Source organism: Streptomyces sp. CC0208 (assembly GCF_003443735.1).
Lineage (GTDB): Bacteria > Actinomycetota > Actinomycetes > Streptomycetales > Streptomycetaceae > Streptomyces > Streptomyces sviceus.
Genome location: NZ_CP031969.1, coordinates 3,061,642 through 3,085,650, shown reverse-complemented (window position 1 = coordinate 3,085,650; position 24,009 = coordinate 3,061,642). Strand labels below are relative to the sequence as shown.

Annotated in this window: 23 protein-coding genes; 9 read left to right on the top strand and 14 right to left on the bottom strand. The window is 71.0% G+C overall.

Annotation, left to right across the window (positions count from 1 at the left end):
• Positions 1-6: 6 nt before the first annotated feature.
• The 4 genes from D1369_RS13860 to D1369_RS13845 are packed head-to-tail and all read right to left on the bottom strand — an operon-like array spanning position 7 to position 5,054.
• Positions 7-1,938 carry a glycosyltransferase family A protein gene (locus tag D1369_RS13860; protein ID WP_007384519.1) on the bottom strand — a complete coding sequence of 644 codons (1,932 nt, stop codon included), beginning with the start codon at positions 1,936-1,938 and terminating at the stop codon, positions 7-9.
• A 48-nt stretch (positions 1,939-1,986) separates the two neighbouring features.
• A complete protein-coding gene (locus D1369_RS13855) occupies positions 1,987-3,120 on the bottom strand; it encodes an Mrp/NBP35 family ATP-binding protein (protein WP_007384520.1) in 1,134 nt (377 codons plus the stop codon).
• Positions 3,121-3,163: 43 nt separating this feature from the next.
• Positions 3,164-3,787 carry a DUF1003 domain-containing protein gene (locus D1369_RS13850; RefSeq protein WP_007384521.1) on the bottom strand — a complete coding sequence of 208 codons (624 nt, stop codon included), beginning with the start codon at positions 3,785-3,787 and terminating at the stop codon, positions 3,164-3,166.
• Positions 3,777-5,054 (bottom strand): CBS domain-containing protein, encoded by a 1,278-nt coding sequence (locus tag D1369_RS13845; RefSeq protein ID WP_007384522.1) that lies wholly within the window; start codon positions 5,052-5,054, stop codon positions 3,777-3,779. Before D1369_RS13845 ends, D1369_RS13850 begins: the two co-directional genes overlap by 11 nt.
• A 229-nt stretch (positions 5,055-5,283) precedes the next feature.
• Between D1369_RS13845 and D1369_RS13840 the strand changes: the two genes are divergently transcribed.
• Entirely contained in the window at positions 5,284-6,030 is a 747-nt protein-coding gene (locus D1369_RS13840) for a hypothetical protein (protein WP_007384523.1), read from the top strand.
• 55 nt (positions 6,031-6,085) lie between these two features.
• On the opposite strand, the gene D1369_RS13835 is transcribed toward D1369_RS13840, so the two are convergent.
• Positions 6,086-6,595, bottom strand: coding sequence for a hypothetical protein (locus D1369_RS13835; protein ID WP_007384524.1), 510 nt, complete (start codon positions 6,593-6,595; stop codon positions 6,086-6,088).
• A 10-nt stretch (positions 6,596-6,605) separates the two neighbouring features.
• Positions 6,606-7,724: a magnesium and cobalt transport protein CorA gene (locus D1369_RS13830; RefSeq protein ID WP_007384525.1), complete on the bottom strand. Its 1,119-nt coding sequence runs from the start codon at positions 7,722-7,724 to the stop codon at positions 6,606-6,608.
• Positions 7,725-8,235: 511 nt separating this feature from the next.
• On the opposite strand from D1369_RS13830, the gene D1369_RS13825 reads away from it, so the two are divergent.
• Positions 8,236-8,820 (top strand): suppressor of fused domain protein, encoded by a 585-nt coding sequence (locus tag D1369_RS13825; protein ID WP_007384526.1) that lies wholly within the window; start codon positions 8,236-8,238, stop codon positions 8,818-8,820.
• A gap of 41 nt (positions 8,821-8,861) precedes the next feature.
• On the opposite strand, the gene D1369_RS13820 is transcribed toward D1369_RS13825, so the two are convergent.
• Positions 8,862-10,085, bottom strand: coding sequence for an MFS transporter (locus D1369_RS13820; RefSeq protein ID WP_007384527.1), 1,224 nt, complete (start codon positions 10,083-10,085; stop codon positions 8,862-8,864).
• A gap of 170 nt (positions 10,086-10,255) precedes the next feature.
• Here D1369_RS13820 and D1369_RS13815 point away from each other — a divergent pair, with 170 nt between their 5' ends.
• The 3 genes from D1369_RS13815 to D1369_RS13805 all read left to right on the top strand — a co-directional run bounded on the left by D1369_RS13815 (position 10,256) and on the right by D1369_RS13805 (position 12,562).
• On the top strand, positions 10,256-10,897 hold the full coding sequence (locus tag D1369_RS13815; RefSeq protein ID WP_007384528.1) for a DUF6758 family protein: 642 nt from the start codon (positions 10,256-10,258) through the stop codon (positions 10,895-10,897).
• Positions 10,898-10,999: 102 nt separating this feature from the next.
• The gene (locus D1369_RS13810) at positions 11,000-11,857 is read left to right on the top strand and encodes a PHP domain-containing protein (RefSeq protein WP_007384529.1); all 858 of its coding nucleotides are present in this window, start codon (positions 11,000-11,002) and stop codon (positions 11,855-11,857) included.
• Positions 11,858-11,956: 99 nt separating this feature from the next.
• On the top strand, positions 11,957-12,562 hold the full coding sequence (locus D1369_RS13805; protein ID WP_007384530.1) for a MarC family protein: 606 nt from the start codon (positions 11,957-11,959) through the stop codon (positions 12,560-12,562).
• A 96-nt stretch (positions 12,563-12,658) separates the two neighbouring features.
• Here D1369_RS13805 and D1369_RS13800 read toward each other — a convergent pair whose 3' ends face one another.
• Positions 12,659-12,811, bottom strand: coding sequence for a hypothetical protein (locus D1369_RS13800; protein ID WP_007384531.1), 153 nt, complete (start codon positions 12,809-12,811; stop codon positions 12,659-12,661).
• Positions 12,812-13,005: 194 nt separating this feature from the next.
• Here D1369_RS13800 and D1369_RS13795 point away from each other — a divergent pair, with 194 nt between their 5' ends.
• Positions 13,006-13,899, top strand: coding sequence for an NYN domain-containing protein (locus D1369_RS13795; RefSeq protein ID WP_037901360.1), 894 nt, complete (start codon positions 13,006-13,008; stop codon positions 13,897-13,899).
• Positions 13,900-13,903: 4 nt separating this feature from the next.
• Here D1369_RS13795 and D1369_RS13790 read toward each other — a convergent pair whose 3' ends face one another.
• Positions 13,904-14,773: an alpha/beta hydrolase gene (locus D1369_RS13790; protein ID WP_007384533.1), complete on the bottom strand. Its 870-nt coding sequence runs from the start codon at positions 14,771-14,773 to the stop codon at positions 13,904-13,906.
• A 252-nt stretch (positions 14,774-15,025) separates the two neighbouring features.
• A complete protein-coding gene (locus D1369_RS13785; RefSeq protein ID WP_118082469.1) occupies positions 15,026-17,539 on the bottom strand; it encodes a DEAD/DEAH box helicase in 2,514 nt (837 codons plus the stop codon).
• 486 nt (positions 17,540-18,025) lie between these two features.
• Here D1369_RS13785 and D1369_RS13775 point away from each other — a divergent pair, with 486 nt between their 5' ends.
• Positions 18,026-18,793, top strand: a complete 768-nt coding sequence (locus D1369_RS13775) for a ferritin-like fold-containing protein (RefSeq protein WP_007384535.1) — start codon at positions 18,026-18,028, stop codon at positions 18,791-18,793.
• A 152-nt stretch (positions 18,794-18,945) separates the two neighbouring features.
• Here the strand turns inward: D1369_RS13775 and D1369_RS13770 are convergent, their stop codons facing one another.
• The 4 genes from D1369_RS13770 to D1369_RS13755 all read right to left on the bottom strand — a co-directional run bounded on the left by D1369_RS13770 (position 18,946) and on the right by D1369_RS13755 (position 20,973).
• Entirely contained in the window at positions 18,946-19,212 is a 267-nt protein-coding gene (locus D1369_RS13770; RefSeq protein ID WP_037903630.1) for a hypothetical protein, read from the bottom strand.
• Between the two features lie 209 nt (positions 19,213-19,421).
• Entirely contained in the window at positions 19,422-19,649 is a 228-nt protein-coding gene (locus tag D1369_RS13765) for a DUF3107 domain-containing protein (RefSeq protein ID WP_020119766.1), read from the bottom strand.
• 193 nt (positions 19,650-19,842) lie between these two features.
• Positions 19,843-20,484: a TetR/AcrR family transcriptional regulator gene (locus D1369_RS13760; RefSeq protein ID WP_007384538.1), complete on the bottom strand. Its 642-nt coding sequence runs from the start codon at positions 20,482-20,484 to the stop codon at positions 19,843-19,845.
• A gap of 255 nt (positions 20,485-20,739) precedes the next feature.
• Positions 20,740-20,973, bottom strand: coding sequence for a hypothetical protein (locus tag D1369_RS13755; protein ID WP_007384539.1), 234 nt, complete (start codon positions 20,971-20,973; stop codon positions 20,740-20,742).
• 203 nt (positions 20,974-21,176) lie between these two features.
• Between D1369_RS13755 and D1369_RS13750 the strand changes: the two genes are divergently transcribed.
• Positions 21,177-22,265 (top strand): alpha/beta hydrolase, encoded by a 1,089-nt coding sequence (locus D1369_RS13750; protein ID WP_007384540.1) that lies wholly within the window; start codon positions 21,177-21,179, stop codon positions 22,263-22,265.
• Positions 22,266-22,441: 176 nt separating this feature from the next.
• Positions 22,442-23,998: a DUF3152 domain-containing protein gene (locus D1369_RS13745; protein WP_237557666.1), complete on the top strand. Its 1,557-nt coding sequence runs from the start codon at positions 22,442-22,444 to the stop codon at positions 23,996-23,998.
• The last annotated feature ends 11 nt before the right edge of the window (positions 23,999-24,009 follow it).

The following is a 24,009-nucleotide window of genomic DNA, read 5'->3' as shown; positions in this document are numbered from 1 at the left end:
GGCTGTCTATCGGCCGAGTCGTCGCCGTACCCGCCGGACCTGGCGGTTGTCGGCGACCGCGTCGAGCAGCCGGCGCCCGGTGCCGGTCTCGTGGGCCGGGCCCTCAAGGCGCAGCAGGGCGCCGTCACGGACGACGGCGTAGGCGAGCGGGGCGTCGGTCTTCGGAAGGCTGACCGGGTGCCGTCCGGCCGGGAGCTTGAGCCGGGCGGGCAGCCGCAGCGCGGCCGTCTTCCCACCCCCACCGGGGACCAGCTCGGCGTCCACCGTCAGGGCGGACACGGTGACCTTGAGGCGAGCCGGGCCGCTGTCCGTCGCCGCCGCCACGTAAGGCAGCGGAAGCGACCGCTCCCCGCGTCCGGAGTTCGCCGCGGCGGCAGCGGCCGTGTCGGAGCCGAGCCGTCGCTGGCGCTGGTCCACGTCGAGGGCGAGTTGCCCGCTGCCCGTCCAGTACGGCAGCGCGAGCCGCCCGCCGGTCAGCGCCGGGCCCGCGGCCGGGGCGCCCGGAGTGCCGTCGCCGGTGAGGCGGACCATCCGGTCCACGCCCAGCAGTTGGACGTACGCCCACACGTCGTGCACACCGCGCTCCAACGGCCGCCCGCCCGCGAGCCGTTCGGGGTCCAGGCTCAGCCGCCCGGACGCGACGAGCCGCGAGCGCCCCTCGCCGCAGGGCTCCAGCCGCACCTCCAGATCACCCTCCGGGTACCACCAGTCCTCCCGGTCGCGGTCCTTGACGACCAGTTCGGCGTACGCCAGCCGGAACGGATCGCGGACCTCCCAGCCGTCCTCGGTCCCCGGCACCCCGGCGAGCAGCTCCGGGTCCAGCCACCGCTTCCCGTCCCGCTCGATCAGCACCAGCGGCTCGCCGTCCCCGCGTACCAGGTCCAGCGTGACGTCGGCGACCAGCCGGCCGTCCTCCCACCGAAGCCCGCCGACCGCGCTGCGTGCCTTGACCTCACGGACGCGCTCGGCGAGGGCGACGGCCCCGTCGAAGTCACCGCGTTCGAGGAGTTCGGCGCGGAGGCGGGACACGGTGGGGAGGCCTTCGCGTACGGCGGCCGGGAACTCCTCGACGGCAAGCTTTCGGGCCGCCTCGAAGCGCTCGCGCTGCTCGGCGGGGTCCTCGCGGAGGATCTCGGGTTCGCGGGTGCGGGAGAGGATCTCTACGTGGTAGAGGCGGTGCAGGAGGCGGTTCTGCAGCGCGTCGACGTCGTCGGACGGGGTCGTGCCGTCCTTGATCTGGCGGACGATGGTCCGGCAGTTGGACCAGAACCCGTGGCGCGCGTTGAACCGGTGCTGGGTGTTGTTGCCGCCGTCGTCCCGCTTCATCCAGTAGTAGCAGGGGTAGTCGGCGAGCACCGCGATCCGCTCGGCCTTCAGATAGGCGGCGCTGACGAAGGCCAGGTCCTCCAGGATCCAGGGGCCCTCGGGGAAGCGCAGACCGTGCTCCTCGATGAAGGCGCGCCGGAACATCTTGTGCGGCGACATGCTCTGCATGAGCTCGTCGTTCTCGATCGTGCAGGCGCCCACCGTGTGCCGGAACAGCCGCCGCGGCCGCACCATCGTGCTGGACATCTTGCCGAGCACCACATCGGCGTCGTTCCGCTGCGCGTGCTCGTACAGCCGCTCCAGGGCCTCGGGCCCGAGGGTGTCGTCGTGGTCGACGAACTGGATGTACTCGCCCTGCGCGTGCCGCATGCCGAGATTGCGCGGTGCGCCCGGCCAGCCGGAGTTCGGCCGGGTGTGCACCTGGACGTTCGGGTGCGCGTCGGCGATCTTCTCCAGCCGGGTCAGCGTGTCGTCCGTCGAGCCGTCGTCGACGTAGATGACCTCGTACTCGTCGGCGGGCAGACTCTGCCCCAGCAGCGACGGCGCGCACTCGTCGACGTACTTCCCGGTGTTGTAGACGGGAACGACGACGCTGACTTTGACTCTCGGCATTCCACGGACCTTACCTGGCCCGTGGGACCCCGCTTCAGCGCATGTGACTCAGAACTTGTTCCTGGGAGTGATCCCCAAGGACAACCCCGAAAGCCCCCGCTGCCGTCCCCCCAGCTTCCCCGCGATCCCCCGCAGAGCCGCCCCGGCAGGAGAGTCCGGGTCGGTCAGCACCACCGGCTTGCCCTCGTCGCCGCCCTCGCGGAGGCGGACGTCGATCGGGATGGAGCCGAGGACCGGGACCGTCGCTCCCGTCGTGCGGGTGAGGCCGTCCGCGACCGTCTGGCCGCCGCCCGTGCCGAAGACGTCGACCATCTCGCCGCAGTGCGGGCACGGCAGGCCGGACATGTTCTCGACCACGCCGACGATCTTCTGGTGGGTCTGGACGGCGATCGAGCCGGCCCGTTCCGCGACCTCCGCCGCGGCCTGCTGCGGGGTCGTCACCACCAGGATCTCCGCGTTCGGGACCAGCTGGGCCACCGAGATCGCGATGTCGCCCGTGCCGGGGGGAAGGTCCAGGAGCAGCACGTCCAGGTCGCCCCAGTACACGTCCGCCAGGAACTGCTGGAGGGCCCTGTGGAGCATCGGGCCGCGCCAGACGACGGGGGCGTTGCCCGGCGTGAACATGCCGATCGAGATGACCTTCACGCCGTGCGCGGACGGCGGCATGATCATGTTCTCGACCTGGGTCGGACGACCGTCGGCGCCCAGCATGCGCGGTACCGAGTGGCCGTAGATGTCGGCATCCACGACACCGACCTTCAAGCCGTCCGCCGCCATCGCGGCCGCCAGGTTCACCGTCACCGAGGACTTGCCGACGCCGCCCTTGCCGGAGGCGACCGCGTACACGCGGGTCAAGGACCCCGGCTTCGCGAAGGGGACCTCGCGCTCGGTCTGGCCGCCCCGCAGAGCCGTGGCCAGCTCCTTGCGCTGCTCGTCGCTCATCACGTCGAGCGTGACGTCGACGCGCGTGACGCCCTCGACGGCCGCGACCGCGTCCGTCACGCGCTGCGTGATCGTCTCGCGCATCGGGCAGCCGGAGACCGTCAGGTACACGGTGACCGCGACCGCCCCGTCCGCGCCGATGTCGACCGACTTGACCATCCCGAGTTCGGTGATGGGGCGGTTGATCTCGGGGTCGTTCACCGTCGCCAGTGCCTCGCGCACCGCGTCTTCGCTAGCCATACAGACGATGGTACGGCGCCGTACAGGAACCCCTGTACGGCTCTCAACGGTCTTCTACGTCACGTCCCGACGGCCGATCCGACCGTTCTGTCGGGAATGTGACATGCCCGTCGTGCTGCCGTGCCTCCAGTTCCTTCATCAGGTCCTGGAGCTCCGAGCGGATCCAGTCACGGGTGGCCACCTCTCCGAGGCCGATCCTGAGCGAGGCGATCTCACGGGTCAGGTACTCGGTGTCCGCGATGGACCGCTCGTTCTGCTTGCGGTCCTGTTCGAGGTTGACCCGGTCCCGGTCGTCCTGCCGGTTCTGCGCGAGCAGGATCAGCGGGGCGGCGTAGGAGGCCTGGAGGGACAGCATCAGCGTGAGGAAGATGAACGGGTAGTTGTCGAAGCGCAGAGGGCCCGGCGCGAAGATGTTCCACAGGACCCACGCGATGATGACGACCGTCATCCAGACGATGAACCGCCCGGTGCCCAGGAAGCGGGCGATCCGTTCGGAGAGCCGTCCGAAGGCCTCCGGGTCCCATTCGGGGAGCAGCCTGCGCCGCGGCGAGCGCGGCTGGTCGAGTCGGGTGCGGGGACGGCCGGCCGCCGTGGCACCGGACGGGGTGCGCTCGCGGGTACCGGAAGGGGTGCGCTCGCGGCTCGGGGTCTCGCGCTCAGGCGTCATCCCGGACCACCCCCTCCGCGTCGAACTCCGTCTCCCGCCAGTCCTCGGGCAGCATGTGGTCGAGCACGTCGTCCACGGTCACCGCGCCGAGCAGCGAGCCCGAGTCGTCGACCACGGGCGCCGCGACCATGTCGTACGTCGCGAAGAACCCGGCGATCACCGGCAGCGTCGCGTCCGGGTCGAGGGCCTGGAGGTCGTCGTCGACCATGGAGCTGACGAGGGTGTACGGGGGGTCGCGCAGCAGCCGCTGGAAATGGACCGTGCCGAGGTACTTGCCGGTCGGCGTCTCGTCGGGCGCGCGGCACACGTAGACCTGGGCGGCCAGGGCCGGGGAGAGGTCGGCGTTGCGGACACGGGCGAGCGCGTCGGCGACGGTCGCGTCGGGCCGTAGGACGATCGGCTCGGTGGTCATGAGACCGCCGGCCGTGTGCTCCTCGTAGGCCATCAGGCGCCGCATGTCGGCCGCGTCGCCCGGCTGCATCAGGCTCAGCAGCCGCTCCTGCTCCTCCGTGGGGAGCTCGGAGAGCAGGTCGGCCGCGTCGTCCGGGTCCATGGCCTCCAGGACGTCGGCGGCCCGCTCCTCCTTCAGCTTGCCGAGGATCTCGATCTGGTCGTCCTCGGGGAGCTCTTCCAGTACGTCGGCCAGGCGGTCGTCGTCGAGAGCCGCGGCCACCTCGGCGCGCCGCTTGGGGGAGAGGTGGTGCAGGACGTTGGCGAGGTCGGCCGCGCGCAGCTGCTCGAAGGTGGCGAGGAGGCTCTCGGCGCCCTGTCCGTGCTCCTCCAGCGTGAAGCCGGTGACGGCGGACCACTCGACGGTCAGCGCCTCGCCCTTGCGCCGGAACGCCCCGCCCTTGCCGCCCTTGCGGACGAAGACACGGTCGATCTCCCAGTCCCGGCGGGCCGGCAGGTGGTGCACCGACGCGTCGAGGACGGTGACCTGTTCGTCCGTCTCCACGAGCGTGACCCGCCGGTCGAGGAGCTCGCCGAAGACCAGGCGCTCGGTGGGCCGTTGCTCGAAGCGGCGGACGTTGAGCACGCCGGTGGTGATGACCTGTCCGGACTCGATGCTCGTGACCCGGGTCATGGGCAGGAAGATGCGGCGCCGGGTGGAGAGTTCGACGACCAGGCCGAGCACGCGTGGTGGCCTGCGCCCGACGCGCAGCACGACGACCAGATCGCGCACGCGGCCCACCTGGTCGCCGTTGGGATCGAAGACGGCGACGCCGGCGAGGTGCGAGACGAAGATCCGGGGGGCTCCCGCTGCCATGGCTGTGTTTCCTTTGCATACGAGGCCGCGTACCGCGGGCTTGCGTACGGGGTGTTGCGTTCGTCGTTCCTTGTCCGGATTGCCCGCTCGGGAGGGCTTAAGGCTAGCCCGTACCGATCGGATACGCCCTGGTGAGGCGTCCGGACGGTCTGGCTCCGCCCGGGGCCCGGGGCCCCGGTACGCTGCCGTACGCCGCTGAAGGACCCTCGTCGGAAAGGCAGCCCCACCTGTGACCGCGATTCCCCAGGGCCGAGCCCGCAGGACCGTTGTGGTGGGCGCGATGTGTGCCCTGGTCGTGACGGGAACGGGCCTGACGGGCTGCAGCGAGGACCCCGACGCCGGCACCAACGGGGTCGGCAAACTGCCCGCCGCCCAGATCCAGTCGAAGACGCGAGCGGCCGCCGGGTCCGCCCACGCGCTGCGCCTGTCGGGAAACGTGGTCACCAGCGGGCGCACGTACAGACTCGACATGCGCCTGAATTCCGAAGGCGGCTCGGGTTCGGTCACCGCGGAGGGGACCACCTTCCAGCTGCTGCGGATCGGTGAGGAGCTGTATCTGAAGGCCGGCGCGGACTTCTGGACGCAGGCCGACGGCAAGGGCGACGACTCGGACGCGGCCGCCGACAAGCTCGACGGCAAGTACGTGAAGGTGCCGTCGGGCGACCCGGCGTACAAGAAGTTCAGCGGTTTCACGGACAAGGACGTTCTCCTCGACGGACTTCTGACACTGCACGGCAGCCTGGACACCGACGGCCACCACGAGCAGGCGGGTACCCGCACGATCCGCATCACGGGTGACAAGGGCGACGGCGGCACGCTGGACGTCTCCCTGGAGGGTCAGCCCTACCCCCTGCGCCTGGCCCGGGCGGGCGGCGCGGGCACCCTGACCTTCTCGGCCTGGGGCAAGAACTTCCCCCTGACCGAGCCGGAGAAGGACGAGACCGTGGACTACGGCAAGCAGCTGCCGACATCATGACGCCGCTGCCGAGGTCCTGACGCGACTTGCCGACGTCCCGAAAGACCGCCGCTTTCTAGCGTTTGCGGCGTTTCATCAGCAGCCGCGGAAGGCCCGCCGGGATCGGCTCGCGCGTGGTCGCCGGTGTCGGCAGCGGCGGTTCGGCGAGGTCGCCGTCCGGGAGCGCCGACGTGACCCCGGTCGGTTCGAGCCGGAGCACCCGGCACTCGCGGGACCAACGGTCCGTCATCGCCTCGCCGTCGGGGGCGTTCAGCCGCTTCCCCTTGAGCTCGCCGACCGCCGCCCCCCAGGCCTCGGACCGGGGCGCCAGTTGGATGACCTTCGCCGTCCAGGAGACCAGCCGGCCCCCCTTGTCCTTGCTGCGGACGGTCACCTCGGCGGTGCCCCCGTCGGTCAGCCCCGGCAGTGGCTGCTCTCCGGGCCCGTCACCGACCAGGCACGCGGCGCCCTCGTGCCACACGTGCCACAGGGCGCGGGCCGGGCCGCCGGGTCCCTCGACCCAGATGAGGCCGGACTTCTTCGTGGCCTCCTCGACGAGGGCCCGGTCGAGCAGCTCACTTGTCATGAGGCCCACCCTAGAGCCAGCCGTTGCGCTTGAGGGTGCGGTGGATGCCCAGGCAGATGACACCGGTGATCGCCATGATCACCGGATAGCCGAGCTTCCAGTGGGTCTCCGGCATGTAGTCGAAGTTCATGCCGTAGACCCCGCACACCATCGTCGGTACGGCGATGATCGCGGCCCAGGAGGTGATCTTCCGCATGTCCTCGTTCTGGGCGACGGACGCCTGCGCGAGGTTGGCCTGGAGGATCGAGTTGAGCAGCTCGTCGAAGCCGAGGACCTGCTCCTGGACGCGGGCGAGGTGGTCGGCGACGTCCCGGAAGTACTTCTGGATGTCGGGGTCGACGAGCCGCATCGGCCGCTCGCTGAGCAGCTGCATGGGCCGCAGCAGCGGGGCGACGGCCCGCTTGAACTCCAGCACCTCACGCTTGAGCTGGTAGATCCGCGCCGAGTCGACACCCCGCGAGACCTTGCCGCCGCGTCCCGGGGTGAACACCTCGGTCTCCACCTCGTCGATGTCGTCCTGCACCGCGTCGGCGACCGCGACATAACCGTCGACGACATGGTCGGCGATCGAGTGCAGCACCGCCGAGGGGCCCTTGGCGAGCAGTTCGGGGTCGTCCTGGAGGCGGTGCCGCAGCGCCCTGAGCGAGCCCTGGCCGCCGTGCCGGACGGTGATGAAGAAGTCCCGGCCGGTGAAGCACATGACCTCGCCGGTCTCGACGATCTCGCTGTTGGCGGTGAGTTCGTCGTGCTCGACGTAGTGGATGGTCTTGAAGACGGTGAACAGGGAGTCGTCGTAGCGCTCCAGCTTGGGCCGCTGGTGGGCCTGCACGGCGTCCTCGACGGCGAGCGGGTGGAGCCCGAACTCCCCGGCGATACCGGAGAATTCGGCCTCGCTCGGCTCGTGCAGGCCGATCCACACGAACCCGCCGTCGCGGCGCACCTGGCGCATCGCCTCGTGCGGGCTCAGCTGCTGGTCGGTCTGCACGCGCCGGCCGTCGCGGTAGACGGCGCAGTCGACGACGGCGGAGGGCGTCGAGGGGTCGCGCGTCGCGTCGTACGCGCCGGTGTCCTTGCGCAGCGAGGGACGCGACGGGCGCACGGCGGCACGCAGGTCACGGATCATCGACATGGCAGGCTCCTTCGTGACGGGCAACAAAGGGCCCCGGCGACGGGTGGAACTACCCGGAATGAGGACGTCCTGCAAGGGGTCTCCCCGCCCTTGAGGCAGGGGAAGGGTGTTTGGCACGTCCACAAAGCGGGGAGCACCGCACCATCGCGGTGGCGAACTTCGTTACTGATTCAGCTACTGCTGGTGATCAGGCAGATCAGGCAAAACGAACGAAGTGCTCTTCCGCACGAAGACGCGAACGTGAGAGGCGGCGGTTGCCGAAAGTCACAGAGCTGCATCAGCGGCCGGAAGAACGAGTGGTACTACCAGGTCGACTTCGATCCATGACAGCCCCACCTCCTCCGGCCGGTCCCTCGTAAGGGACGATCCATTCCCGTAAGGGAGTCTCACAGGCGTCGGGACTCGATCGCGACGCTTCTGCGTGCTGCCCCGACGACCGGGCCAGAGTACCAGCAGGCCGAAGTGTCAAGGCGCTGCTTTGCCCGGTACTGACGAGTTCTATGCTCGCGGCATGGCAGATGTTCTTCCTCTGGTCGAGGCCCGGTTGCGCAGCGCACTGGGCGAGCCGGACGCGCGCGCGGCCGTCACCTTCCTCGGTACGGACCGTATCGAGGTGCTCCGCTTCACCGACGGGGACGTCGTCCGCTACACCACCCTCGGCATGTCGGCCCAGCCGATGGGCGACCCCTCCGCGATGCTCGCCGACCCCGTCAAAGGTCCGCGCGCCGAACTGCTGCTGTCCGTACGGTCCGGCCTCGCCGACACCGACAAGGTGCTCCGCCCGCTCGCCGTGCTCGCCGCGTCCCCGCAGGTCGAGGGCGTGGTCGTGGCTCCGGGCGCCTCGCTCGACGTGGGTGAACCGCTGTGGCCCGGCGCCCCGTTCACCTCGGTCCTGGTCGCCGAGCCGGGCGGCCTTGTCGAGGACCTGGAGCTCGACGAGCCCCTCGACCCGGTCCACTTCCTGCCGTTGCTCCCCATGACGCCGAACGAGGCCGCCTGGAAGCGCGTCCACGGCGCCCAGGCCCTCCAGGAGCGCTGGCTGACGAACGGGACGGACCTGAGGGATCCGTCCCGCAAGTCCGTCCCGCTGGAGTGACCTTCGCGTGAGCAAGGTCACCAAGTGGTGGCCGGAAGCCGTCAGTTGGCGAAGACGGCGACACTGTCCTCGACCGCGTGCTTCGGCTCCAGTTCCTCCGCCTCGTGTGTGAGCGCCTTGCGCCGTACGACGACCACGAGCGCGCCGAGCACCGCGGTCACCGCCGCCACCACGAACGGGATGTGGATGTTCGTCCACTCCTCGATCTTCGGCGCGAAGTAGGGCGCCGCGGCCGCCGCGAACCAGCGCACGAAGTTGTAGCCGGCGCTCGCCACGGGCCGCGGGGCGTCCGACACGCCGAGCGCCAGCTCCGTGTAGACCGTGTTGTTCACGCCGATGAAGGCGCCGGACAGGATCGTGCAGACGATGGCCGTGGTGTGGTCGCCGTAGCCGAGGACGAGCACGTCGAGCGCGAGCAGGACGAGCGAACCGCCGAGCACCTTCAGTGAACCGAACCGCTCCTGCAGACGCGGCGCGGCGAACACCGAGAAGACGGCGAGCAGCACGCCCCAGGCGAAGAACACGGCACCCGACTTGTAGGGGGTCATGTCCAGCACGAACGGCGTGAAGGCCAGCACGGTGAAGAACGTGTAGTTGTAGAAGAAGGACGAGACCGCGGCCGACGCGAGCCCGCCGTGGCCGAGCGCCTTGAGCGGGTCGAGCAGGGACGTCTTGCGGGTCGGCTTCGGCTGCTCCTTCAGGAACACCGTGACGCACAGGAAGCCGATCGCCATCAGGAAGGCCGTGCCGAAGAACGGGTAGCGCCAGCTGGCGTCGCCGAGCAGGGCGCCGAGCAGCGGCCCGCACGCCATGCCGAGGCCGAGGGCGGACTCGTACAGCAGGATCGCCGCCGCGCTGCCGCCGGCCGCCGCGCCGACGATGACGGCGAGGGCCGTGGAGACGAACAGGGCGTTGCCGAGGCCCCAGCCGGCCCGGAAGCCGACCAGTTCCCCGACCGAGCCCGAGGTGCCCGCGAGCCCCGCGAAGGCCACGACGAGGGCGAGGCCGAGCAGCAGGGTCTTCTTGCCACCGATGCGGCTGGAGACGAAGCCGGTGACCAGCATCGCGATCGCGGTGATCAGGAAGTACGAGGTGAACAGGAGGGAGACCTGGCTCGCCGTGGCGTCCAGGCCCTGGGCGATCGACGGCAGGATCGGGTCCACGAGCCCGATGCCCATGAAGGCGACGACGGAGGCGCCCGCCGTCGCCCATACGGCCTTCGGCTGGCGCAGGATGCCGCCGGCTCCCGCATCGAAGGGGTCCATGGTCGGTCCTCCACTCCTTGAGATAGTTGGTATATGCACATAGTAAGTTAGAGCGGCTAATTAATGCAAGTTACATCTAGTTCTGCCTGGTGAGGCCCGGGGGAACCCGTTCCGTCCGGACGGGTGATCGTCCTTGACGTGGCGGAGTGAGGGTAGGACCGTGGGGCTCTATGAGGGGCGAACCCAGTTGCCCGAAGTGTGGTGGCCGGGTCAGGGCTCCCGGACTCTTCGCCGATTCCTGGCAGTGCGATGTGCACGGGACGGTGCATCCGATGCAGCCCGTGATCCCGCCCAGCGTCGAGGCCCTCGATGTCGTGGTGCACCGCACGCAGGTACCGGTGTGGATGCCGTGGCCGCTGCCGGTGGGCTGGCTGTTCACGGGAGTGGCCTGCGCCGGTGACGACCGCAGCGGCGGTCGCGCCACGGCCGTGGCGTGCACGGGACCCGGACCGCTCGGGGGCGTCGGCGAGCTGATTCTCGTGGCCGAGGAGCTCGGGGTCGGGCTCGGGGCGCGCTATGCGGGAATCGACGGGCCGGATCCGGGGCCCTACATGAGCGTGGAGAAGCCGCCGCAGGCGAAGGTGCTCGCCGCCGGCCGGCCGACTCCGCTGTGGCATGTCTCCGGGGCGCCTGAGGACCGGGCGGTGTTCGCGGGGGAGGCGCTGGGGCTGTGGTTGTGGGCCGTGGTGTGGCCCGAGCAGTCCGGGTTGCTGATGTACGACGAACTGGTGCTGACGGATCTGCGGGACGCGGGGGCGGAAGTGGAACTGGTGCCCTGCGGGGCGCTGTCGCCGCGCCTGCTGAAGCCCTGAGTGTAGGGGGCGTACCCCGGCTGCGAGTGTGACGGGGGAGTCGGAAAATCCGGTTATCCTTGAGCGTCCTCTTCTGTTCCGTCAGCGTCTGGAGTCCGTGTCGTGCGTGTCGATCTGCACTGCCACTCCACCGCGTCCGACGGCACCGACACGCCCGCCGAGCTGGTGCGCAACGCCGCCGCTGCCGGACTGGACGTCGTCGCCCTCACCGATCACGACACGACCCGCGGGTACGGCGAGGCCATCGCCGCGCTGCCCGCCGGGCTGACGCTCGTCACCGGGGCCGAGCTGTCCTGCCGGATCGACGGGGTGTCCATGCACCTGCTGGCCTACCTGTTCGATCCCGAGGAGCCGGAGCTGCTCGCCGAGCGGGAACTGGTGCGCGACGACCGGGTGCCCCGGGCGCGCGGGATGGTGGCCAGGCTCCAGGAGCTGGGTGTGCCGGTCACCTGGGAGCAGGTGGCGCGGATCGCCGGGGACGGTTCCGTCGGACGGCCGCACGTGGCCACCGCGCTCGTCGAGCTCGGGGTCGTAGCGAGTGTGGACGACGCCTTCACGGGCGACTGGCTGGCCGACGGCGGCCGGGCCTACGTGCCGAAGCACGAGACTGACCCCTTCGAGGCCATCCGGCTGGTCAAGGGGGCGGGCGGGGTCACCGTGTTCGCCCACCCGGGTGCCAGCAAGCGCGGCCGCACCGTCCCGGAGTCCGCGATCGCCGAGATGGCCGCCGCAGGCCTCGACGGCATCGAGGTCGACCACATGGACCACGACGAGGACACGCGCGTACGGCTGCGCGGGCTCGCTGCCGACCTGGGGCTGCTCGTCACCGGCTCCAGCGACTACCACGGCAGCCGCAAGACGGTCGCCCTCGGCGAGTACACGACGGACCCCGAGGTGTACGGGGAGATCACGCGTCGGGCGACGGGTGCGTTCCCCGTCCCCGGTACCGGCGGAATCTGAGGTCCGACCCCGCTCCACCCATCACTCGGCGCCGCGGGCCGTGCCCCGTGCCCGTGCCCGGCTCCGTGTTCCACCCCTTTCTGTAAGGCCAGTTCCGTCATGTTCGACGTCGCCGTCTTCGGCTCGCTCTTCCTCACCCTGTTCGTCATCATGGATCCCCCCGGGATCACCCCGATCTTCCTCGCGCTGACCGCCGGCCGGCCCGGCAAGGTGCAGAAGCGGATGGCCTTCCAGGCCGTCTGCGTGGCGGGTGGTGTCATCGCCGTCTTCGGCGTCCTGGGCCACCAGATCCTGGACTACCTGCACGTCTCCGTGCCCGCGCTGATGATCGCGGGCGGGCTGCTGCTCCTGCTGATCGCGCTCGACCTGCTCACCGGCAAGACCGACGAGCCGAAGCAGACCAAGGACGTCAACGTGGCGCTCGTACCGCTGGGCATGCCGTTGCTGGCCGGTCCGGGGGCGATCGTCTCCGTCATCCTGGCCGTGCAGAAGGCCCACAGCGTCGCCACGCAGGTCTCGGTGTGGACGGCGATCCTCGCCATCCACGTCGTGCTGTGGCTGGTGATGCGGTACTCCCTGCTGATCATCCGGGTCATCAAGGACGGCGGTGTCGTGCTGGTGACCCGGCTCGCGGGCATGATGCTCTCCGCCATCGCCGTGCAGCAGATCATCAACGGGATCACCCAGGTGATCCAGGGGAGCTGAGCGGCCCGCGTGCATGCGCAGAGCCCCCGCCCGGCGTCGGTGCCTGGGGCGGGGGCTCTGAAGCTTCAGCGGTGATCCGCGTCTGTACTGTTCGGGTTATGAGGCCGAGGTGTCGGCCGGACGGATCCAGAGCCGCTGTCCTATGGCGGCGGCCTGCTGAACGATCCGGTTGACGGAGGCGGCGTCCACGACAGTGCTGTCCACGGGCGTGCCGTCGACGTCGTCGAGTCGCATGATTTCGAAGCGCATGGCTTCTCCCTTCGTCTGGTCATCCTCCTGCGGAGAATTACTGCGTACACAGATAGTCAACGGGGTGCGTGTTACAAACATTCCCTACGCTAAAGAAATTTTTCGAACAGCTAACTACTGACCGGTAAGTGAGTCTTCGGAGACTCCTTGGGACCGGTTGTGTTCGCAGCGTGACCGCCGGGACAATGGAGGCGATGAACGACGACCTGGCGCCGCTGAGCGCCCGCATCGACCGCACCAACGAGCTGCTCACGCGCATGCTCGCCGAGGTGGCGAAGACGCCCTCGACGCATGCGATCTTCGTCGACGCGGGATACCTCTACGCGGCCGCGGGACGACTCGTCGCCGGCACCGAGGACCGTCGCGCCTTCGACCTCGACGCCGAAGGCCTGATCGAGGCCCTCATCGACCGGGCACGGACCATATTCGCGGACAGCAGACTGCTGAGGGTCTACTGGTACGACGGCGCGAGACGCCGTATCCACACGACGGAGCAGCAGTCCATCGCCGAACTCCCGGACGTCAAGGTCCGGTTGGGCAACCTCAACGCCAACAACCAGCAGAAGGGCGTCGACTCGCTGATCCGCTCCGACCTGGAGTCCCTGGCCCGGCACCGCGCGATCAGCGACGCGGCGCTCCTGGGCGGGGACGAGGACCTGGTCTCGGCGGTCGAGGCGGCCCAGGGGTACGGCGCCCGCGTCCACCTGTGGGGCATCGAGGCACCGGAGGGCCGCAACCAGGCGGAACCCCTTCTGTGGGAGGTCGACAGCCAGCGCACCCTCGACCTCGACTTCTTCAAGCCGTACGTCTCCCGGCGGGCGGCTGTGCCCTACGAGGCGACGACCACCCGGCCCGCCCGTGAGGACGTCCGTTTCGTGGGCGCCCAGATCGCCGCGAAGTGGCTGGCGGAGCGAGGGCGGGCGGCGCTGCAGGACCTGCTTCCCGGGTATCCCTACCTGCCGGGCTCGGTGGACCAGGACCTGCTGGTGGAGGCGGAGGGGCGTCTCCAGTACTCCCTGCGGGGGCAGGCGGATCTGCGGCGGGCACTGCGGGACGGGTTCTGGGAGCACCTGCAGGGGCAGTACTGACCGCCTAGCCGCCGAGGGAGTCCCAGAAGTCGGCCAGGGCGTGGGCCGTGGGGAGGGGCTCGTCGGCGTTGGGGGAGTGGTCGGCTCCCGGGATCACCGTGCGGCGGGCACGCAGCCGTACGGCCATGTCGTCCAGGAGAGGAACCGGCCAGGTGTCGTCCTGCGAGCCGGACAGGACGTGGAACGGCAGCGGGACGGCGGCCAGTTCGCCGACCAGGTCCGGCTCCGTGCACAACTGGCTTCCCGTCGCGAGGAGTTGGGCAGGCTTGTTGCCGAGCCAGCGGCGGCGCAGCTGTACGACGTCCCCGATGCCCTTGGCGGGGCCGCCGACGTCCTCCGGCGGGCCCATGGCCAGGATCGCGTCCCACACCTCCTCCATCGTCATCACACCGAGCGCGTCCCGCAGCAGCTTCACCCGCTGCTGCTGGGAGTCGGAGATCTGCGCCGGGCCCGAGGAGACGAGGGTGAAGGAGAGGAAGGGGGCGTGGTCGAGCAGCACGGCGGCGCGTGCGATCTGACCGCCCAGGGAATGCCCGACCAGGTGCACGCGGGTGCCGAGCGCGGCGGCCTGGGCGAGCACGTCCCGCGCCAACTCACCCCGTGTGTAGGCGGATTCGTCGCTCTGTGGTCCGTCCGACTCGAACTGCCCCCGCCCGTCCACGGCCACGACCCGGTACCCGCGCGCGGCGAGCGGTTCGTGGAGCAGCGTGAAGTCCTCCTTGCTCCCCGTGAACCCGGGCAGCAGCAGCGCGGTGCCCTTGGGGGTGACACCGGGGGCCACGGCCGAGTCCACGGCCGCGAACTCGCCGCGAGCGGTGCGCAGGGGGTAGGTGCGGGCGCCGGGCGGCGGGGTGAAGACGGCTCGGGTGCTCACGGGGTGAGGGTATCGGGCGGGGGTGGCGGGGCGGTGTCGTAGGGGGCCGAGGGGTGCTGAGGGGGGCTCAGGGGGTGCCGCAGGGCGTTGTCGGGGTGGCGGCGGGGTCGAGTGTCGGCGGGATCGTCGTGGCTTGGCGCGTGGTTCCCCGCGCTCCTGGTGGGTGCGGCCGGGCGTCGGCTTCCACGGGCCGGTGCCGGGAACACCGACGGCCCGGCCCCAGGTGAGGGGCCGGGCCGTCGCGGTGTGGGATCAGCTGTCCGCGGGCTCCGCGGCGGCCGTCTTGCGGGCCCGGCGGCGCGGTGCGGCAGCCTTCGGCTCCTGGTCCGCCTGGGCCGGGATCTCGACGGTCACCGCGGGCTCGGCGGCCTTGCGGGTGGTACGCCGACGGGGCTTGGCCTCGGCCGTGTCCGTGGCGACCTCGGCTGCGGGAGCAGCGGCGGCCGTCTTACGGGTGCGGCGCGGCTTGGTCTCGGTGGCCTCGGCCGTGTCCGCCACGGTCTCGGGGGCGGTCGTAGCGGCGGTCGCGGTCTTGCGGGTGCGGCGCGGCTTGGTGACCGTGCCTTCCGCGGTGTCCACGGCCGCCTCGGCCGCCTTCGCGGTGCTCGCCGTCTTGCGCGTCCGCCGGGGCTTGGTCACCTCGGCGGCATCCGGCTCCGGGACCGTCTGGGCCGGGATGTCGGCGGTCACGGCGGGCTCGGCGGCCTTGCGGGTGCGGCGGCGCGGCTTGGCTTCCGTGGCCTCGACCGTGTCCACCACTGTCTCGGCTGCGGGAGCCGCGGCAGCCGTCTTGCGGGTGCGGCGCGGCTTGGCCGCGGTGGCCTCGGCCGTGTCCGCCACGGTCTCGGGGGCGGTCGTAGCGGCGGTCGCGGTCTTGCGGGTGCGGCGCGGCTTGGTGACCGTGCCCTCCGCGGTGTCCACGGCGGCTTCGGCTGCGGGAGCCGCAGCTGCCTTGCGGGTGCGGCGCGGCTTGGCCTCGGTGGCCTCGGCCGTGTCCACGGCGGCCTCCGCGGGGGCCGCAGCAGCCGTCTTGCGGGTGCGGCGCGGCTTCGCGGCCGGGGCCCCCGCCTCCGGGGCGGTCTCGGCGACCGGAGCGGCCTGCGTGACCGGAGCGGTCTCGACGACCGTCTCCACGGCGGCCGGCGTCTCCGCGGACTTGCGGGTCCGGCGGCGGCGCGGCTTGGCCGGGGTCTCGGTGTCGAGGGACGGGCCCTCCGCCGTCGTGACGGCCGACTCCGCGGCCTCGGTCACGGCCGGCTCGACCGCGGGCGCTGCCGTGGTCGCCGTGGCCGGCGCCGCGTCGGACGCTCCGCCGCGGGTGCGGCGACGGCGGCGCGGGGTGCGGGTCGCGGTGGCGTCCTCGACCGCGGTGGCCTCCGACGGGGCGACCGCCTCGGCGGGGGCGTTCGCGTCCAGCGGGGTCCCGCTACGGGTACGACGGCGACGGCGGGGCGTACGGTCCGGACGCTCCTGGTCGGCGGAGCGGGACTCATCCCGGCCACCCCGTCCGCGTCCCCGGTCACGGTCGCCCCGGTCACGGTCACGGTCACCGCGGCCGCGCGCACCGCGTCCGCCCGTCTCGCCCAGGTCCTCGAGCACCTCCGCGTCGAGCCCCGCACGGGTGCGGTCGGCCCGCGGCAGGACACCCTTGGTGCCCGCGGGGATGTTCAGGTCCTCGTAGAAGTGCGGGGAGGTGGAGTACGTCTCCGGCGGGTCGTTGAACTTGAGCTCCAGCGCCTTGTTGATCAGCTGCCAGCGCGGGATGTCGTCCCAGTCGACGAGAGTGATCGCGATGCCCTTGGCGCCCGCGCGGCCGGTACGGCCGATGCGGTGCAGGTACGTCTTCTCCTCTTCGGGGCACTGGTAGTTGATGACGTGCGTGACGCCCTCGACGTCGATGCCGCGTGCGGCGACGTCGGTGCAGACGAGCACGTCCACCTTGCCGTTGCGGAAGGCGCGCAGCGCCTGCTCGCGGGCGCCCTGGCCGAGGTCGCCGTGGACCGCGCCGGCCGCGAAGCCGCGCTGCTTGAGCTGGTCGGCGAGGTCGGCCGCGGTGCGCTTGGTACGGCAGAAGACCATGACCAGTCCCCGGCCCTCGGCCTGCAGTATCCGCGCGACCATCTCGGGCTTGTCCATGTTGTGCGCCCGGTACACATGCTGCTTGGTGTTCGCGACCGTCCTGCCCGCGTCGTCGGGCGAGGTGGCGTTGATGTGCGTGGGCTGCGACATGTAGCGCCGCGCGAGACTGATGACCGCGCCCGGCATGGTCGCCGAGAACAGCATGGTCTGGCGGCGGGCCGGCAGCAGGTTGATGATCTTCTCGACGTCGGGCAGGAAGCCCAGGTCGAGCATCTCGTCGGCCTCGTCGAGGACGAGCGCCTTGATGTGACTGAGGTTGAGCTTCTTCTGGCCCGCGAGGTCCAGGAGCCGGCCCGGGGTGCCGATGACGACGTCGACGCCCTTCTTGAGGGCCTCGACCTGGGGCTCGTAGGCGCGGCCGCCGTAGATGGCGAGAACGCGGACGTTGCGTACCTTGCCCGCGGTCTGCAGGTCGTTGGTGACCTGTGTGCACAGCTCGCGCGTGGGGACGACGACGAGCGCCTGCGGGGCGTCGGTCAGGTCCTCGGGCTTGGCGCGGCCGGCCTCGACGTCGGCGGGGACGGTGACGCGCTCGAGGAGCGGGAGGCCGAAGCCCAGCGTCTTGCCGGTGCCGGTCTTGGCCTGGCCGATGACGTCGGAGCCCGAGAGGGCGACCGGGAGCGTCATCTCCTGGATGGGGAAGGGGTTGATGATGCCGACGGCTTCGAGGGCCTCGGCCGTCTCGGTCAGAATCCCGAGATCGCGGAAGGTCGTAGTCAGGGTGCTGCCTCTTCTGTGTGCGCGGTGCGAGGCGAGCGCGGGGTGTCGTCTACCGTGCTGGGGACGTCGGCTGCCTTACGGGCTAAGCCGTAATGGCACGGGACCACTGCCGACGCTCTAGCGCTCGTACCGCTGAGGGTCCCCCTCCGAACTCCGTACGCACTGTGCCGTACGGGCGAGGAGGGCTGTCGGGTCGGAGCCGATCGGGCCACCGACCGGGCATCCTCATACGTGCGGCCTGTCGAGGTACGGCACACTCACAACGTGCCGTCGTACCAGCAGGCGCATTACCACCATACCCCGGAATCGTGCACATGCGATGGCCGATTTGGTCACGTAGTCGTCGTCACACTGATTGACCAGGGCCTTACGCCGTCCGGAGAGCGGGCTATTGTGCGCTTCATGACGACCTCTGACAAGCCCGACAACGCCTCCGAGACCCCTGACGAACCCACCGTCGAGCACACCGGTGTCGCCGCCCAGGACTGGACGAAGGCCGCCGCCGACCCGCAGTACCGAGCCGCGGTCGTCGACCTGCTCGGCGCGCTCGCGTACGGCGAACTGGCGGCTTTCGAGCGGCTCGCGGAGGACGCCAAGCTGGCGCCGACGCTGGCGGACAAGGCGGAGCTGGCGAAGATGGCGTCGGCCGAGTTCCACCACTACGAGAAGCTGCGCGACCGGCTGACGGAGATCGGCGAGGAGCCGACGCTGGCGATGGAGCCGTTCGTCGCGGCGCTCGACGGCTTCCACCGGCAGACGGCGCCCTCGGACTGGCTGGAGGGGCTCGTCAAGGCGTACGTCGGCGACTCGATCGCGAGTGACTTCTACCGGGAGGTGGCCGCACGGCTCGACACGGACTCGCGCGAGCTGGTGCTGGCCGTCCTGGACGACACCGGGCACGCCGGGTTCGCCGTCGAGAAGGTGCGGGCGGCCATCGACGCGGATCCGCGCGTGGGCGGGCGACTCGCCCTGTGGGCGCGGCGGTTGATGGGCGAGGCCCTCTCGCAGTCGCAGCGGGTCGTCGCGGACCGGGACGCGCTGTCGACGATGCTCGTCGGGGGCGTCGCGGACGGGTTCGACCTCGCCGAAGTGGGGCGGATGTTCTCCCGGATCACCGAGGCGCACACCAAGCGGATGGCCGCGCTCGGGTTGGCGGCGTAGCACCGTCGGCGTAGCGCTCGGACCGTTGAGTGGTTGCGCTTGCGGTTGCGGTTGCGGTTGCGGTGCGGTTGCGGCTCCGGCTGGTGCTGCGTGGCGCTCGCCGGCTGCGCCCATGTGACGGAGCCGCCCGCGCCGCTACGGGCGCCTTCCGCTCACGCCGTCGCCGAACGGCGGAGTCTTCCCGACGGGCGCAGGAGCAGGGACAGGGAGGCGACCGAGACCACGGTCGCGCCCAGGAGGATCAGCAGGATGTTGCCGGGGTCCAGCGCGGTGTGGGTCACGAAGGCGCCGAAGAGGGCTCCCGCGGTGCCCGTCGCGAGGACCAGGGAACGGTTCGGCAGGCGGTGGGAGAGGCGGTGCGCCGCCACTCCTGCCAGCACGAGACCGAGCAGAGCGGAGCCGAGCGCTTCGATCAACATCATGGGGTCCCTCCCACACGGCCACACTGCGCGTTACGGTCGTAGCCCGTCATACCCGTGACCTGCGGAATGCAATCCTCCTGCGGGTGCCGTTCATGCTCCATACGTGGCGGAAAAAATCCCGCCCACGTGCCTGCCCGCCCACCTGCCCGTCGCACGAAGAGGGGCCCGGCGCCTTCCGGCCGCCGGGCCCCTCTTCGTCTGTCTGCCTACAGCGCGCCGAAGCCCACCTTGCGCGGAGCCGGCTCGCCGAGCTCGACGTACGCGAGACGGTCAGCCGGGACGAGGACCTTGCGGCCGTGCTCGTCCACCAGGCTCAGCAGCTGCGACTTGCCGGCCAGGGCCTCCGCCACCGCCCGCTCGACCTCCTCGGCGCTCTGACCGCTCTCCAGAACGATCTCGCGGGGCGCGTGCTGCACGCCGATCTTGACCTCCACGGCTATGTCCCTCCGACGGTCAGTGAAGTGCGCGACCTTCCGCGCCGTACCCAGCACACATTAGCCCGGTGAGGGGACGTACACGCTCCGCGCAAGAACGCCAACAGCGAACATCGGGCGGGAACAAACGACCCGCACGCGTGCGTGCGGGTCGTTCGCGATCCCGAAAGCCTTCGGGATCACCCGAAGGCTTTCAGTGGTGCTCCGTGCCGTGCAGCGGGAATCCGGCGATGCCCCGCCACGCCAGCGACGTCAGCAGCTGGACCGCCTGGTCGCGCGGGACGCTGCGGTCGCTGTGCAGCCAGGACCGGGCCACCACCTGGGCGAGTCCGCCGAGGCCCGACGCGAGCAGCATCGACTCCGCGCGCGAGAGACCGGTGTCCTCGGCGATCACGTCACAGATCGCCTCGGCGCACTCGTTCGTGACCTTGTCGACGCGCTCGCGCACCGCGGGCTCGTTCGTCAGGTCCGACTCGAAGACCAGGCGGAAGGCGCCGCCGTCGTCCTCGACGTACGCGAAATAGGCGTCCATGGTCGCCCGTACGCGCTGCTTGTTGTCGCTCGTCGACGCGAGCGCGGTGCGCACCGCCTGGATCAGGGACTCGCAGTGCTGGTCCAGCAGCGCGAGGTAGAGGTCGAGCTTGCCCGGGAAGTGCTGGTAGAGCACCGGCTTGCTGACGCCGGCCCGCTCGGCGATGTCGTCCATCGCGGCCGCGTGGTAGCCCTGCGCCACGAAGACTTCCTGCGCGGCGCCCAGCAGCTGGTTCCGTCGGGCACGGCGCGGCAGGCGCGTCCCCCTCGGGCGTGCCGCCTCTGTCTGCTCGATGGCTGTCACGCCGCCTCCCAATGTCGTCCACGTGCGGTGTGCGCCGCGCCGCCATCGTACTTTTCGGTAACCCTGCTGTGCGCGGTGCGAGCGCAGAATTTCACGGACCGGACGGTGACGAAAGCCGCGCAAAGGTTTCGAACGGGTATGTAGCGGGCAGAGCCCGCCCCGTTCGCACTCGGAAATGCCCTGGTGAGTGCTTTGTCGGCTGCTCCATCCGTACCGGTGTCGCCACCGATTCCGTCACCGATTCCGCCGCCGACGTCACCGATAGTCGTCCTCGTCGATCGAGACGACCCGCGCCTGTTCGACGAGGTCGGCCTCGTTGGCCCGGTCGGGGTCGACGCCGGTCAGCGGGTCGTCGCGGTCGGGCGCGATGTCGGTGCGCTGCTCGGCGGCGTCGCCCTCGGGGGCCTCGACGGCGATCTCGACGGCGTCGTCCTCCTCGAAGGCCTCCGGGTCGGTGAAGGTCTCGGGGTCGGTCGGGTCGTAGGCCATGGTGGGCTCCCTTCCTAGAACGTCCCTGATGTACACAGGGGGCCACATTCGGGTGCCCTGCGTACGAGCCTAGGAGACACACGATCTGTACGCCATGCCGTGTGCGTGTCGCACCGGGTCCGCCGAGCCCCGCCCACCTCGTACATGTGCGCTGTGATGGCGAACACATGAACCACTGCGTGATCGTCTCGTAACATTGCCGCATGTCTTCGACCGAGCTGCCCTTCGTGCCGCCCGCCACCGTCCTTCCGAAAGTGGCACCCGTCAGGGTCGGCGAGGGCGAGCGGCTCAGGTCGGTGAGGCTGCCGGGGATCACGCTGACGGTGCGTTCGAGGCCGCCCGCGCGCGAGGGGCTGCCGCCCGCGTTGTTCGTCCACGGGCTCGGCGGTTCCTCGCAGAACTGGTCGGCGCTGATGGAGCAACTGGAGGGCGATGTCGACGGTGAGGCCGTCGACCTGCCCGGCTTCGGTGACTCCCCGCCGCCGGACGACGGCAATTACTCGGTCACCGCTCACGCGCGCGCGGTGATCCGTCTCCTCGACGCGTCCGGCCGCGGGGCCGTCCACCTCTTCGGGAACTCCCTCGGCGGCGCGGTGTCCACGCGCGTCGCCGCGGTGCGGCCGGACCTGGTGCGCACTCTCACCCTCGTCTCGCCGGCCCTCCCCGAGATCCGCGTCCAGCGCAGCGCCGTGCCCACGGGACTGCTGGCGCTGCCCGGCGTGGCCGGCCTGTTCACCCGCTACAGCAAGGGCTGGACGGCCGAGCAGCGTGTCCGAGGGGTCACGGCCCTGTGCTACGGCGACCCCGGCCGGGTCAGTCCGGAGGGCTTCCAGTACGCGGTGGAGGAGATGGAACGGCGGCTGCAACTGCCGTACTTCTGGGACGCGCTGGCGCGTTCCGCGCGCGGGCTGGTGAACGCGTACACACTGGGCGGCCAGCACGCGCTGTGGCGCCAGGCCGAGCGGGTCCTCGCGCCCACGCTGCTCGTCTACGGCGGCCGTGACCAGCTCGTCGGCTTCCGTATGGCCCAGAAGGCGGCCCGTGCCTTCCGCGACTCCCGCCTGCTGACCCTGCCGGAGGCGGGGCACGTGGCGATGATGGAGTACCCCGAGACGGTGGCGGCCGCGTTTCGGGAGTTCGCCGCGGACAAGGGAGCTTCCGACGGTTCCGTGGGAGGCTCTGAGCGGCGTGACGGCTCCGCGGGTGCCTCCGGTGAGGGGAACTCGGGTGACGGGGCGGACGCCGCAACGGCTTCCGGCGACGGGGCCGACACCACCACTGTGGGGAGCTGAGGCGCGGCGTGGGACGCCACAGTCGGCGCGGGCCCGCCCCCAAGAAGGGGCCCGACAAAGGCAGTTCAGGCAAGGACGGTACGGGCCAGACGGCCGCCGAGGCGGCACGGGGCGCGACGGGCCGGGAACGGACGCCGGCTGCCCCCGCTCCGGTGCCACAGGCGGCTCGGCAGGGAATGCCGGGGCGTCGGGGGCCCGAGTACGGCGTGCCGGGGGCCGACCCGGTCAGCGGCGCTGCCGGGCGCAGGGTGCCGGCACAGGGCGGCCCGCGGCTGCCTGACGGGACACCTGCGCGTGGCGTGCCTCGGCTACCTGAGGGGACGCCTGCGCACGGTTTTCCGCGGTTGCCTGACGGGACGCCCGCGCGTGGAGTTCCGCGGGTGTCGGATGGTCAGTCGTCCGGTCAGGGTGCGCGGCGGTTCCCGGACGGTACGCCTCCGCGTGGCTTCCCGCGGGTTTCCGACGGTATGCCTGCCCAGGGCGTGCCGCGGGTCCGTGGTGGGCATCCCGAGCAGCGTGAATCCGGGGGTGGCTGGGGGGAGTTGAGCGGTCAGGAGCCGGGCGGGCATGCCGCCGGCCTCGGGGTCGCTCCGCCACGGCAGCGGCAGGGCCCTCCGGGACGGCGGTCGGGGCCGCGACAGGATTACGTCGACGCGTTCGCCGACGACGTCGACGTCGTCGCGCCCGGCGGTCCTCGTGGTCCGGGCCGTCCCCGTGGCCCTGTTCCCGTGAACGGTCCCGTCGCAGGCGCCGGAACGGCCGCCGCCGCACATCCCGCCGCCGCACATCCCGCCGCCGCACATCCCGCCGCCGCGCACCGCTCCGACCCGTACGGTCCCGCAGTAACCGACCGGCCCCACGACACCGACGCGGACGCCCGCCCCGACGACGGCCACGTGCCGCCGGATGACCACCCGTCGGCGGCCAAGGGCGGCAAGGGCCGGGCGTTCACCGGCATCGCGGCCGCCGCCGTGGTCACCGTGCTCGCCGTCGTCGTGGCCGGACAGGTCACCGACACGCGCGACACCGCCGCGGGCTCGCAGTCCGCCACCGACCAGGCGCGGGATGCCAGAGGTCCGGCCACGGGCGCGGCCGGACAGCCCTCGCCGTCGTCCTCGGTGGTCGTGGCGCCGCTGACGTACGAGCAGAAGATGGACACGAAGTACCCGCTCAGCGCCAAGCTCGACGGCTCGGGGAAGTTCGACGCGGTCCCGGGCTTCGACAAGGCGCCCGGCAAGGGACAGAAGTACACCTACCGCGTGGACGTGGAACAGGGTCTCGGACTCGACGGCGAACTCTTCGCCCAAGCTGTGCAGAAGACGCTCAACGACGACCGCAGCTGGGCCCACAACGGCGCCCGGACCTTCGAGCGCATCTACTCCGGCAAGCCCGACTTCGTGATCACGCTCGCCAGCCCCGGCACCACGGCCGACTGGTGTGCCAAGTCCGGACTCGACACGACGGAGGACAACGTCTCGTGCGACTCGGCCGCCACCGAACGCGTGATGATCAATGCGTATCGATGGGCGCAGGGATCAACCACATACGGTGATCGGATCCATGCGTACCGGCAGATGTTGATCAACCATGAGGTCGGCCACCGCCTCGGCTACTCCCATGTGACGTGCGACAAGAACGGCGAGCTCGCGCCGGTCATGCAGCAGCAGACCAAGTTCCTCGACCACGACGGGATCCACTGCCGGGCCAACCCCTGGGCCTATCCCGGAAGTTGACAGGGCGCGCA